Origin of the sequence: Novosphingobium sp. (genome assembly GCF_039595395.1) — a bacterium.
Classification (GTDB): Bacteria; Pseudomonadota; Alphaproteobacteria; order Sphingomonadales; family Sphingomonadaceae; genus Novosphingobium.
On sequence record NZ_JBCNLP010000001.1, the window covers coordinates 1,847,379 to 1,860,477 of the forward strand.

The following is a 13,099-nucleotide window of genomic DNA, read 5'->3' on the forward strand; positions in this document are numbered from 1 at the left end:
GATCCCTTCGTTACGGGGATAAGCTTAGGAAGGATGCACTTCGCATGACCGACACGCTCGCCCCCAAGACATCTGTCGGCACCACGCTGACCCCTTACGCCCCGCATGTGCGGGAAGACAGTTCGGTCGAGCGTCTTGCCATCGATACGATCCGCACGCTGGCGATGGACGCCGTGCAAAAGGCCAATTCAGGCCATCCCGGCACGCCCATGGCGCTGGCGCCTGTCGCCCATACGCTGTGGAGTCGCTATCTGCGCTATGATCCTGCCACGCCGGACTGGCCGAACCGGGACCGTTTCGTGCTCTCCTGCGGGCATGCCTCGATGCTGCTTTATGGGCTGCTGCATCTGGCGGGCGTTGAGGAAATCGACGCCGAAGGGCGCAAGACCGGCGCGCCTGCCGTCAGCCTCGACGATATCAAACAGTTCCGGCAGTTGGACTCCAAGACGCCCGGCCATCCCGAATACCGCATGACCACCGGCGTGGAGACCACCACCGGGCCTTTGGGGCAGGGCTGCGGCAATTCGGTCGGCATGGCGATCGCCGCGCGCTGGCTGGGTGCCACCTTCAACCGCGACGGCTTCGATCTGTTCGATCATGACGTTTATGTGCTGTGTTCGGACGGCGATCTGATGGAGGGTGTGGCCAGCGAGGCGGCCTCCATCGCCGGGCATCTGAAGCTGCCCAACCTCTGCTGGATCTATGACAGCAACCATATCACCATCGAGGGCGAGACCGATCTGGCCTTCGATGAGGATGTGGCCAAGCGCTTCGAGGCCTATGGCTGGCAGACCGTGACCGTCGAGGATGCCGAGGATGTGGCCGCCTTCGCCAAGGCTCTGGATGTCTTCAAGGCGACGCAGGACAAGCCCGCGCTGATCGTGGTGAAATCGGTGATCGGCATCGGCTTCCCCACCCGCGCGGGCACGCACAAGGCCCATAGCGATGCCCCCGGCGAGGAAGAGATTCGCGGCGCCAAGAACAGCTACGGCTGGCCCGAGGATGCGCAGTTCCTTGTGCCGGAAGAGGCCAAGGCGGAATTCTCAAAAGCCGTTACCGGGCGCGGCAAGCCTCTGCGGGAGGAATGGGAGGCCACCTTCACCCGCTATCGCGAGGCCCATCCCGATCTGGCCGAAGCGGTTCAGGCCTTGCGCCAAGGCAAGCTGCCCGATGGCTGGCAGGAAGCCCTGCCGATCTTCGAGCCCGACGCCAAGGGCATCGCCAGCCGCGAGGCCAGTGGCAAGGTGATCAATGCCATCGCCGCCAAGGCGCCATGGCTGGTGGGCGGCGCGGCGGACCTTTCGCCCTCGACCAAGACCGATGTGAAGGGCGCGCCCTCGCTGGAGGCCAGCACCCCCGGCGGCCGCAACATGCATTTCGGCATTCGTGAGCATGCGATGGGCTCCATCGCCAATGGCATGGCGCTCAGCTATCTGCGGCCCTACACCGGCACCTTCATGGTCTTTTCCGACTATATGCGCCCGCCGATCCGTCTGGCGGCGATCATGGAACTGCCGGTGATCTTCGTCTTCACCCATGATTCCATCGGCGTGGGCGAGGATGGCCCCACCCACCAGCCCATCGAGCATCTGGCCGCCCTGCGCGCCATTCCGGGGCTCGATACGATCCGCCCCGGTGACGCCAATGAGGCGGCGGTGGCCTGGAAGGTGGCGCTGACCCACACCCATGAACCGACAGCGCTGATCTTCTCGCGTCAGGCGATCCCGACGCTGGATCGCGGCCAATATGCTTCGGCTGATGGCCTCGAAAAGGGCGGCTATGTTCTGGCCGACAGCGATGGCGAGCCCGAGATCATCCTGATCGGTACCGGTTCGGAACTGCCGCTGGTGGTGGCCGCGCATGAAAGGCTGAAGGGTGAGGGCGTGAAATCCCGCGTCGTCTCGCTGCCAAGCTGGTATCTCTTTGAAAAGCAGGACCGCGCCTATCGTGACAGCGTGTTCCCGCCCCATATCCGAGCGCGCCTCGCTGTGGAGCAGGGCGGCGCTCTGGGCTGGGACCGTTATGTCGGCTCTGATGGCGCCACCATCACCATGTCGAGTTTCGGCGCCTCTGCTCCCCTGGCCAAGCTTCAGGAGAAGTTCGGCTTTACCCTCGACAATGTCTGCAAAGTCGCCCGCGACGTGATGGAGAATGCCCGATGACCGGCCAGAGCGGCGTGGTGGTGCGCACCAAGACCAGCCTGTTGAAGCAGTTGCATGAAGCCGGGCAGGCCGTGTGGCTGGATTTCGTGGATCGCGGCTTTCTGGAGCAGGGGGGCCTCCAAAAGCTGATCAAGGAGGACGATGCCACGGGCGTCACCTCCAACCCCTCGATCTTCGAGAAGGCGATGGGCCATGGCGATGCCTATGACGAGGGCTTCAAACAGGCGCTGACCCAGGGCGATCTGAGCGTCCAGCGGCTTTATGAAAAGCAGGCCATCGTCGACATCAAGGCGGCGGCGGCTGACCTGCGTCCGGTTTACGATAGGCTGCAGGGGCAGGACGGCTATGTCAGCCTTGAGGTCTCGCCCTATCTCGCCAATGACACCGCCGCCACGATCAGCGAGGCGCGCGAACTGTGGCAGCAGGTCGATGCGCCGAATTTGATGGTGAAGGTGCCGGGCACGCAGGCGGGTGTGCCCGCGATCCGGCAGTTGATCGCCGATGGGCTCAACATCAACGTCACGCTGCTGTTTTCCATCGAGGCCTATAAGGCCGTGGCCCATGCCTATCTCGACGGGCTGGAGGCGCGCGTCGCCAAGGGCGAACCCATCGACCATATCGCCAGCGTGGCCAGCTTCTTCGTCAGCCGTATCGACACGCAGATCGACAAGAAGATCGATGCCCGCGTGAAGGAGGGCGACAAGGATAGCGAGGCGCTGCAGGCCCTGCGCGGCAAGGTGGCCATCGCCAATGCCAAGCTGGCCTATGCCTGGTATCAGGATCTGATCGCCAGCGACCGCTGGCAGAAGCTGGCCGCCAAGGGCGCGCGGCCTCAGCGCCTGCTCTGGGCCTCGACCGGGGTGAAGGACCCGGCCTATCCCGATACGCTCTATATCGACACGCTGATCGGCCCGGATACGGTCAACACCATGCCGCCCAAGACGATGGACGCCTTCCGCGATCACGGCACCGTCGCCCAGACCCTGACGCAGGATGTGGATGGCGCCCGCCATGTGCTGACCGAAGCCGACCGGCTGGGGCTGGATCTGCCGGGCGTGACCGCCGCTCTGGTCGAGGATGGGGTGAAGCAATTCGCCGATGCCGCCGACGCCCTGCTGGGCGCTGTGGCGGCCAAGCGCACGCAATTCGCGGGCGATGCCATCAACACTTTCGACGCCACCCTGCCGCATGATCTGCAACAGGCCGTCGATGCGCGGCTGAAAACAGCAGCGAGTGAGGGCTGGTCCCGCCGTCTGTGGCAAGGCGATGCCTCGCTGTGGAGCGGGAAGGATGAAGGGAAATGGCTCGGCTGGCTGGCAGCCGCCGAGGGCAAACAGGTCGATCCCGAGGCGCTGGAAGCCCTGCGTCAGGACGCGCACCAATACACCGACGCCGTGCTCCTCGGCATGGGCGGATCGAGCCTTGGGCCAGAGGTGCTGTCGCTGATCCTCGGCCATGGCGAGGGCAGCCCGCGCCTGCATGTGCTGGACACCACCGATCCGGGACAGATCGCCGGTGTGGCCAGGGTGATCGATCCGGCGCGGACGCTGTTTATCGTCTCCAGCAAATCGGGCTCGACGATGGAGCCGGAACTGCTGCGCACCTATTTCCACGCGCTGAGCGGCGGTCAGAGCGATCATTTCGTTGCCGTCACCGATCCCGGCTCGAAGCTGGAGGCCAAGGCCAAACAGGATGGTTTCGCCCATATTTTCCTTGGCGATCCGGCGATTGGCGGGCGTTATTCGGTGCTGTCGGTCTTCGGCATGGTGCCCGCGGCGGCAAGCGGCCTTGTGGCTCCCGCGCTTTATCACGCCACGGCGCCAATGGTGCTGTCCTGCGGGCCGGATGTGCCGCCTGCCGCCAATCCCGGCGTGAAGCTGGGCGCGATCATCGGCGAGGCGGCGGTGAGCGGGCGTGACAAGCTGACCATCCTTGCCTCGCCAAAACTGCTGCCTTTCGGATCCTGGCTGGAGCAATTGCTGGCCGAATCCACCGGCAAGCAAGGCAAGGGCATCGTCCCGGTCGATCTGGAACCGCTGGGCGCGCCTGCAAGCTATGGCGCGGATCGCCTCTTCGCCTATTTCACTCTGGCGGGCGAGCGTGATGCCGAGCAGGAGGCCCGCCTTGAAGCGCTGGCCGCCTCGGGCCATCCGGTGCTGCGCATCACCTTGGCCGAGGCGGAGAACATCGGTCAGGAGTTTGTCCGCTGGGAGGTCGCCACGGCGATTGCCGGCGCGGTGATCGGCATCGATCCCTTCGACCAGCCCGATGTCGAGGATGCCAAGGTGGCCACCCGCAAGCTGGTCGATGCCTATGAACAGGACGGCGATGAGGCTGAAGATCGGCCCGTGGCCGAGACAGATGATTTCGCGATCTTCGGTTTTGGTGAAGGCACCAGGGGCGATGCGGCGGATCTGTTCAAGGCCCATCTCGCCAGCCTGAAACCGGGCGATTACGCCGGTTTCCTCGCCTATATCGAGCGCAATGAGACCGACAGCCTGCTGATCGAATCCATCCGCATCGCCTTGCGCGATACGAAGAAGGTGGCGACCGTCGCCGGTTTCGGCCCCCGTTTCCTGCATTCTACCGGGCAGGCTTACAAGGGGGGCCCCAACAGCGGCGCCTTCCTTGTCATCACCCGCGACCCCGATCCCGATCTGGCCATTCCCGATCATCGGGCCAGTTTTGGCTGGGTGCAGATTGCTCAGGCCAAGGGGGATGCAGAGGTGCTGGCGCAGCGCGGGCGGCGCGTGCTACGGGTTCATCTCAAGCAGGGCGGTGGCGGACTCGCCGCGCTCAAGACGGCGATCCTCGCGGCCCTGTAACGCCTTTTGATACCCCCCCAAGAAACTCAAAGCATAAGGACTCTCTGCATGCGTCTTGCAATGATCGGCCTCGGCCGGATGGGCGCCAACATCGCGCGTCGGCTGATGCGCAACGGCCATGAGATCGTGGCCTTCGATCTGAGCGAAAAAGCCGTCGAAACGCTGGTGAAGGATGGCGCCACCGGCTCCACCTCGATCGAGGATCTGGCCGAAAAGCTTGATGAACGCCGTATCTTCTGGGTGATGCTGCCCGCCGGCGAGCCGACCGAGAGCATGATCCAGAAGCTGCTGGGCCTCTCGCGCCCCGGCGACATCATCATCGATGGCGGCAACACCTTCTACAAGGACGATATCCGCCGCGCCAAGGTCTGCGCCGAAAAGCAGGTCACCTATGTGGACGTGGGCACTTCGGGCGGCGTCTGGGGGCTGGAGCGCGGCTATTGCATGATGATCGGCGGCGAGAAGGAAGCGGTCGACCTGCTCGACCCGATCTTCGAGGCGCTGGCGCCGGGCCTGGGCACCATCCCCCGCACCGCCGAGCGCAAGGGAGACAGCGATCCGCGCGCGGAAAAGGGCTATATCCATGCCGGTCCCGCAGGCGCCGGGCACTTCGTCAAGATGGTCCACAATGGCATCGAATATGGCCTGATGGCCGCCTATGCCGAGGGCTTCGATGTGCTCAAGGGCAAGATGTCCGAAAGGCTGCCCGAGGATGAGCGCTTCGACCTCAACCTCACCGATATCGCCGAAGTGTGGCGCCGGGGCAGCGTGGTGTCCTCATGGCTGCTGGATCTTTCGGCCTCGGCGCTGGCCAAGGATCAGGCGCTGGATGCCTTCAGCGGCAATGTCGCCGATTCCGGCGAAGGCCAGTGGACCATCGACGCCGCCATGGAAGAGGCCGTGCCCGCCTATGTCCTCTCGGCGGCGCTGTTTGCCCGCTATCGCAGCCGGGTGGAAAACACCTTTGGCGACAAGCTGCTCTCGGCCATGCGCTTCGGCTTTGGCGGCCATGTGGAGATCCCGCAATAATGAAGAAAGCGCCCGTTGCTCCCCCCGCGACGATCGTGATCTTCGGTGTGACAGGCGACCTCACCCGTCGCCTGTTGCTGCCGGCCATCGTCAATCTCCAGCAATCAGAGCTGCTCGATCCGGCCACCAAGATCATCGGTGTGGGTCGTGATGATATCGATGCCGATATCCTCTGCAAGGAACGCCTTCCGGGCTTCTTCGAGGAGGATGGCGCCGCGTGGAAATCGCTGAAACCGCGCATCGCCTATCAGCGCGGCGATTTCGGCGATGAGGCGCTTTATCAGGCGCTGGGGGAGCAACTGGACGCCAGTGCCATGTTCTATCTGGCCGTGGCCCCCAGCTTCTTCGGGCCTATCGTGGAGCAATTGGGCAAGGCCGGGCTGCTCGATGAGGGCAAGGGCTTCCGCCGCGTGGTGGTGGAAAAGCCCTTCGGCACCGATCTGGCCTCGGCCAAGGCGCTGAACGCCCGCCTGCTGGCTCAGGCCGGCGAGGAGCAGCTTTACCGCATCGATCATTTCCTGGGCAAGGAAACGGTGCAGAACATCATCGTCAGCCGCTTCGCCAATGCGCGCAATGAGGCGGTCTGGAACAATCGCTATATCGATCACGTCCAGATCACTGCCGCCGAAACGGTGACGGTCGGCTCGCGCGGAGCCTTCTATGATGCGACGGGCGCGCTGCGCGATATGGTGCCCAACCATCTGTTCCAGCTTCTGGCGCTGGTGGCGATGGAGCCGCCGATCAATCTGGAAGCCGAAAGCCTGCGCAATGAAAAGGTGAAGGTGATCGACGCGATCCAGCCCATCGCGCCCGAAGATGCGGTGCGCGGCGCTTATGGCGCGGGCAAGATCGGCAAGGAGAAAGTGCCCGCCTTCAGCGAGACCGAGGATGTCGCGCCCGACAGCAGCACCGAAACCTATGTCGCGCTCAAGCTGGCGGTGGAGACCTGGCGCTGGCACGGCGTGCCCTTCTACCTGCGCACCGGCAAGGGCCTGACCGCGCGCGACACGGAAATCGTCATCCGTTTCCGCGACGCCCCCATCGCCCTGTTCCGCGATACGCCGACCGACAGCCTGCCCCCCAACCAGTTGGTGCTGCAAATCCAGCCCAATGAGGGGATCAAGATGGATATGGCGGTGAAACGCCCCGGTCCCCTGATCGAGGCCGTGCCCGCCAGCATGTCTTTTGCCTATGCTGATATCTTCGATATGGGCCACCGCACCGGCTATGAGACGCTGATCTATGATGTGCTGATCGGCGACGCGTCGCTGTTTCAGCGCGCCGACCAGATCGAGGCGGGCTGGCGCGCGGTGCAGCCGCTGCTTGATGCATGGACAAGCGGAGAACCGGAAGCCTATGAACCGGGCAGCGCCGGTCCCGCGGGCGCGGATGAGCTGATCGCGCGCGATGGCCGCGCCTGGCATGAGATTGGATAGAACCCGCCCCATGAAAGACCTGCGCCTTTTTATCTCCGACATCGACGGTACTCTCACCCGCAGCGACAAGACCATCAGCCCCGCCGTGGTGGATGCCGTGCACCGGCTCGATGCGGCGGGCGTGCCCTTCACGATCATCAGCGCCCGCCCGCCCAGCGGACTGTACTGGATCGCGGAAAAGCTCGGTCTGACGCGGCCCATCGGCGCCTACAATGGCGGCACCATCGTCGAGCCCGACGGCACGGTGGTCTTTGCCGAGCATGTGCCCGCCGATGCGGTACGAGAGGTGCTGGCGCTGATCGACCGGCCCGATGTGACCATCTGGCTGTTCCACAAGGGCCGCTGGATCGCCCAGCGCCCCAATGACACCTATGACGACCGCGAGCGCAAATCGGTCAGCCAGGAACCGACCTATGACGCCAATCTGGAGGCCTATGCCGACAGCGTGGACAAGATCGTCGCCGTTTCCGACGACCACGCCATGCTGGCCGATCTGGAGGCCGAGGTGGAACGCGCGGTGGGCGACCGCGCCACGGTGGGGCGGTCGCAGCTCTATTACCTCGATATCACTGCGCCGAAGGCCAACAAGGGCGATGGCGTGCTGGCTCTGGCGCGGGCCTTCGGGGTCTCTGTCGAGCAGGTCGCGGTGATCGGTGACCAGCGCAACGACATGCCGATGTTTCGTGAGGCGGGGCTCTCCATCGCCATGGGGCAGGGGCCGGAAGAGGTGCTTGCGGCCGCCACCCATGTCACCGCGTCGAATGATGAGGATGGCGTGGCTCAGGCTATCGACACAATCCTGCTGCCCATCGTGGAAGCACGCCCCAAGTAACTGATAAATCATGATGGATGCTATCCGGTCGATGTAAAATATCGACCGGAACATTCGCCTGTCGCTGGCGTTCCAAACCTTGCCATCAAGGAGGTGGAACTCATGACATTGAAATCGACCATCGGCGCGCTTTGCGCCGCGAGCCTTGCTGTCTGCGGTATCTCTGCCGCTCACGCCCAGCCTGTCGCGCATGACAATGCCGCGCCCAACCCGGCGATGAAATCGCCCGACCATATGACCAAGGCGCCGCTCGCCAAGGGCGCGAACTCCTTCACGGAAGGCGAAGCCAAGTCGCGTCTGGAAAAGGCGGGCTATGCCAATGTCAGCGATCTCAACAAGGATGCTGACGGCCTGTGGCAGGCCAGCGCGACCCGCCACGGCAAGCCGGTGAAGGTGGCGCTGGATTACAAGGGCAATGTGGCAACGCGTTAAGCGACCCGCCCAAATCAACGGGAAAGGATAGACCCATGTCTCAGATCGTCACTCGCCTGTTCGACAATTTTTCCGATGCCGAACATGCCGTTATCGAACTCGAACGCGTCGGTGTTCCCCATGGCGACATCAGCCTGGTGTCGAACCGCCGAGGCACCTCGCACCCGGTTGCCGATGTGCGCGAACCGCGTGACAGCACCGCCGGCGATGCCGCCGCGCGTGACGCCGGTGTCGGCGCGGCGCTGGGCGGTGTGATCGGCGCCGGTGGCGGCGTGCTGGCGGGCCTTGGCCTGCTGGCCATTCCGGGGCTTGGCCCGGTGATCGCGGCAGGCTGGCTGGCCTCGGCGGCCGTTGGCGCTGCGGTTGGCGGCGCGGTCGTGGCGGGGGCTGGCGGCATCGTTGGCGCGCTGACCCATGCCGGTGTCAGCCGCGCCGAGGCCGATGTCTATGCCGAAAGCGTGAGGCGCGGCGGCACGCTGGTCAGCGCCAAGGTCGATGATGAGCTGGTGCTGACGGCGCAGGCTGCCCTCGACAACACGCCCTATGTCGACATTGCCGAGCGCCGCGCGCTCTATCAGGGGCAGGGTTGGTCGCGTTTCGACGACACGCTTGACCCCTACACCGATGCCGAGATCGAGGCCGAACGCGCCCGCTGGCGCTAAGGCCCGGAGCATCGCGCGAAAAAGTGGGAACCGGTTTTTCGCAAAAGCGATGCGACCATTAAACTAGGTCCTGCAACAGAAAGCCCGGCTTCCAGAAGGGAGCCGGGCTTTTGTTTATTCAGCCTTTTCGCTGTCAGGCTGTTTTTCCTGCCCCAGACCGTGGCGCAGCAGCATCGGCATATGGGCAAAGGTAAACAGGAACGAGAGCGGCATAAAGACGATCAGCTTGGCGCGCAGCCACTGGTCGAAGGTGAACCAGCCCTTGTAGGCAAACACCTCGTTCAGCGCGGCGAGGAACAGGAAAAACCAGCCCCAGTTGCGCGACAATTTCATCCAGCCCTCGTCGGAAAGCCCGTCAAAAGCGCTTTCCAGCAGGTACTTCAGCGTCGGCTTGCCCTTGGCCCAGCCCACCAGCAGCATCACCGCAAACAGCGCATAGACGGCGGTGGGTTTGTGCCTGATCCAGCCCTCGTCCTGACTGATCATCGTCAGCGCGCCAAAGCCGCAGACCAGCACGGTGGAAAGCCACAGCATGGGCGACACCTTGCCGCGAATCCATTTCGACGCGATCAGCGCCAGCACCGTGGCCGCCATAAAGACGCCGGTGCTTTTGGTGACGGCAGCCACATCGCTGAGACTCGCCGCGCCCGAGGGCTTGAACAGGCGATAGGCGACAAAGAAAGCCGCGACCGGGCCATAATCGATCGCCAGATTGACCAGCGGCGAATGGTTCTTACGTTCGGGCGCGGTCATGCCGCGACCCCGGCGATCACACGCGCCACCAGATCGGGATCGAAGGGCCGCAGATCATCGATCCGCTCGCCCACACCGATGGCATGGATGGGCAGGCCATATTGCTCGGCAGCGGCAACCAGCACGCCGCCGCGCGCGGTGCCATCCAGCTTGGTCATGACCAGACCGGTCACGCCCGCCACCTCCTTGAAGGTCTCGATCTGGGCCAGCGCATTCTGGCCGTTGGTGGCATCCAGCACCAGCACCACATCATGCGGCGCGGCGGGGTTGAGGCGGCCCAGCACGCGGTGGATCTTGGCCAGCTCGTCCATCAGCTCGCGCTTGTTTTGCAGGCGTCCGGCGGTGTCGACGATCAGGGCGTCGGTGCCGCGCTCGCTGGCGGATTTCACGGCGTCAAAGACGATGGCCGCCGGATCGCCGCCTTCGGGGCCCTTCACGATGGGTACGCCAAGGCGGTCCGCCCAGACGCCCAGCTGGCCGATCGCGGCGGCGCGGAAGGTGTCGCCCGCTGCCAGCATCACCGCATAGTCCTCTTCCTGGAACAGGTGGGCCAGCTTGGCGATGGTGGTGGTCTTGCCGCTGCCGTTGACGCCGATCACCAGCACCACATGCGGGCGCGGGAAGGCGGTGACCTCCAGCGGCTTGGCCACCGGGCGCAGGATGGCGGCGATTTCCTCGGCGACGGCCTCGCGGATGGCATTTTCGCCGGCAGAGCCCTCAAACCGGCGCTGCGCCATGGCGCCACGGATGCGGGCGGCGGCGCGCGGCCCCAGATCGGAGAGGATCAGCGCATCCTCCAGCTCATCGAGCTGGTCGTCGGTCAGGCGCGCGGCACCGGTGATGCCAGAGAGATTGCCCGCCAGACGTTCGGAGGTCTTGGCGAGGCCGCCCATCAGGCGGGAGGTCCAGCTATCGGCGCTCATGAGAGCAATCCTTCGGTGATGCGTGTTGGGGTGATGGTCAGCATCTGCCCGGCAGGCGTGCCGGTGGGCAGGGCGATCCTTGCGAAATTTTCGGCATGGCCGGTGCCGTCGCGCTCGGCCAGCACGGTCTGGGGCTGGCCGATCAGGCTTTCCAGCCAGGCGGCGCGGCTTGTGGCGACGGCATGACGCAGTTCAGCAGCGCGCTCGCTCACCAGCGGGCGCGGCAGTTGCGGCATGCGCGCGGCGGGGGTGCCGTGGCGGGCGCTGTAGGGGAAGATATGGCCGTGGACGATCCCGAGTTCACCGATGATCGAGAGATTGTCGGCATGGGCGGCCTCATCCTCGGTGGGGAAGCCGGCGATCAGATCGGCGCCCACGGCGATATCGGGGCGGCGGGCCTTCAGATCGGCCACGAGGTTCACGGCATCGGCGCGCAGATGGCGGCGCTTCATGCGCTTGAGGATCAGATCGGCGCCATGCTGCAGCGAAAGATGGAGATGCGGCATCACCCGCTTTTCGCTGGCGATGATCTCGCGCAGCAGCGGGTCGATCTCCACGCCATCCATCGAGGAGAGGCGCAGGCGGGGCAGTTTAGGCACATCGCGCAGGATCGCGGCAACCAGATCGCCGAGGCGCTGATCGCCATGGTTCCAGCCGGTGAGGTCCACGGCGGTCAGCACCACTTCGCCTACGCCAGCTTCGGCATGGGCGCGCACTTCGGTGACCACATTGGCGATGCCGCGCGAACGGCTCGGGCCGCGACCGGCGGGGATGATGCAGAAGGTGCAGGCATGGTCGCAGCCGTTCTGCACCGCCACAAAGGCGCGCGTATGCTGGCCCGAAGGCATCGGCATGGCAGGCGCGGGCGGTACATTCCAGGCGCGGGCGTCCAGCTTGTCGGCATTGGCAATCAGGCCGTCGACATCCAGCGCGGCGATGGAATCGCGCTCCACCTCCACCGCGCAGCCCGTCACCATCAGCCGCGCATCGGGGCGGGTGCGGCGCGCTTTGCGGATCGCTTGACGCGTCTGGCGCAGGGCCTCGGCGGTGACGGCGCAGGAGTTGATGACCACCATGTCGCGCTCGCCCGCGAGAAGCGCGCGCATATGCTCGCTCTCCGCCAGATTCATCCGGCAGCCCAGCGAGACGACCTCGACGCTCATCCCTGATAAAACGCGGACAGCTCGAACGCGCCGCGGAAGGCTTCGGTGGCAGGGCCGGTCATGGTGATGCCCTCGTCGCCGCGCCATTCGATCACCAGCGGGCCGCCCGGCAGGGTGACCGTTACGCGGCGGTCGACCAGACCGCGACGCATGGCGCCGATGGCGGTGGCGCAGGCACCGGTGCCGCAGGCCAGTGTCAGCCCAGCGCCACGTTCCCACACGCGCAGGGTGATGGCATCGCGCGCCGTGACGGTGGCGACATTGACGTTGATGCGTTCGGGGAAGAGCGGATCATGCTCGATCAGCGGGCCGAGGCGGTCCAGCTCCACGCCATGCGTGTCGGGCGTGAAAAAGATCACATGCGGATTGCCGACATTGACGGCGGTGGGGGCATTCAGCTCCTCCCAGCCCACCGGCATGGTCAGCGTGTCCATGGCATAGGCCAGCGGAATCGCGTCCCACTCGAAGCGGGGGCGGCCCATATCGACCGAAATGCCATCGGGCGTGGGTGCGGCATAGATCACGCCCGCCAGCGTCTCGATGGAAGCCGCGCTGCCATGGAGCAGACCCACGGCACGGGTGGCGTTGCCGCAGGCCTCGACCTCGCTGCCGTCCTGGTTGAAGATCCGCATTTTCAGATCGGCGATCTCGGAGTTTTCGAGCAACACCAACTGATCGCAGCCGATGCCGCGATGCCGGTCACCCAGAGCGGCGGCCAGAGTGGCGGTCATGGGCGGCACATTGCCTTCGCGCGCGTCCAGCACGACGAAATCATTGCCCAGCCCATGCATCTTGACGAAAGGAACACGCATAAGGGGGCGCTCTAGGCGCATGGGGGGGCGCCGTCCAGTGTTGGAAGGCGGTAAATTGCGCGGTTTCACG

Annotated in this window: 11 protein-coding genes; 7 read left to right on the forward strand and 4 right to left on the reverse strand. The window is 64.9% G+C overall.

Features of this window, described 5'->3' with window-relative positions; translation table 11 throughout:
• Positions 1-44: 44 nt before the first annotated feature.
• The 7 genes from tkt (at position 45) to ABDW49_RS08725 (ending at position 9,378) form a co-directional block, all read left to right on the forward strand.
• Entirely contained in the window at positions 45-2,162 is a 2,118-nt protein-coding gene (gene tkt / locus ABDW49_RS08695) for a transketolase (protein ID WP_343611224.1), read from the forward strand.
• Positions 2,159-4,987: a bifunctional transaldolase/phosoglucose isomerase gene (locus ABDW49_RS08700; RefSeq protein ID WP_343611225.1), complete on the forward strand. Its 2,829-nt coding sequence runs from the start codon at positions 2,159-2,161 to the stop codon at positions 4,985-4,987. The genes tkt and ABDW49_RS08700 overlap by 4 nt, the downstream gene beginning before the upstream one ends.
• 48 nt (positions 4,988-5,035) lie before the next feature.
• Positions 5,036-6,016, forward strand: coding sequence for a phosphogluconate dehydrogenase (NAD(+)-dependent, decarboxylating) (gnd, locus tag ABDW49_RS08705; RefSeq protein WP_343611226.1), 981 nt, complete (start codon positions 5,036-5,038; stop codon positions 6,014-6,016).
• Positions 6,016-7,452, forward strand: coding sequence for a glucose-6-phosphate dehydrogenase (zwf, locus tag ABDW49_RS08710; protein WP_343611228.1), 1,437 nt, complete (start codon positions 6,016-6,018; stop codon positions 7,450-7,452). The genes gnd and zwf overlap by 1 nt, the downstream gene beginning before the upstream one ends.
• A gap of 10 nt (positions 7,453-7,462) precedes the next feature.
• The gene (locus ABDW49_RS08715; RefSeq protein WP_343611230.1) at positions 7,463-8,284 is read left to right on the forward strand and encodes a Cof-type HAD-IIB family hydrolase; all 822 of its coding nucleotides are present in this window, start codon (positions 7,463-7,465) and stop codon (positions 8,282-8,284) included.
• A 102-nt stretch (positions 8,285-8,386) separates the two neighbouring features.
• A complete protein-coding gene (locus tag ABDW49_RS08720) occupies positions 8,387-8,716 on the forward strand; it encodes a hypothetical protein (RefSeq protein WP_343611231.1) in 330 nt (109 codons plus the stop codon).
• Positions 8,717-8,751: 35 nt separating this feature from the next.
• Positions 8,752-9,378, forward strand: a complete 627-nt coding sequence (locus ABDW49_RS08725) for a hypothetical protein (RefSeq protein ID WP_343611233.1) — start codon at positions 8,752-8,754, stop codon at positions 9,376-9,378.
• 114 nt (positions 9,379-9,492) lie between these two features.
• Here ABDW49_RS08725 and ABDW49_RS08730 read toward each other — a convergent pair whose 3' ends face one another.
• The 4 genes from ABDW49_RS08730 to dapF are packed head-to-tail and all read right to left on the reverse strand — an operon-like array spanning position 9,493 to position 13,029.
• Positions 9,493-10,131: an inner membrane-spanning protein YciB gene (locus ABDW49_RS08730; protein ID WP_343611234.1), complete on the reverse strand. Its 639-nt coding sequence runs from the start codon at positions 10,129-10,131 to the stop codon at positions 9,493-9,495.
• Positions 10,128-11,054, reverse strand: a complete 927-nt coding sequence (gene ftsY, locus ABDW49_RS08735) for a signal recognition particle-docking protein FtsY (protein WP_343611236.1) — start codon at positions 11,052-11,054, stop codon at positions 10,128-10,130. The genes ABDW49_RS08730 and ftsY overlap by 4 nt, the downstream gene beginning before the upstream one ends.
• Entirely contained in the window at positions 11,051-12,217 is a 1,167-nt protein-coding gene (locus ABDW49_RS08740) for a MiaB/RimO family radical SAM methylthiotransferase (protein WP_343611238.1), read from the reverse strand. The genes ftsY and ABDW49_RS08740 overlap by 4 nt, the downstream gene beginning before the upstream one ends.
• Positions 12,214-13,029, reverse strand: a complete 816-nt coding sequence (gene dapF / locus ABDW49_RS08745; protein ID WP_343611239.1) for a diaminopimelate epimerase — start codon at positions 13,027-13,029, stop codon at positions 12,214-12,216. The genes ABDW49_RS08740 and dapF overlap by 4 nt, the downstream gene beginning before the upstream one ends.
• Positions 13,030-13,099 lie beyond the last annotated feature (70 nt).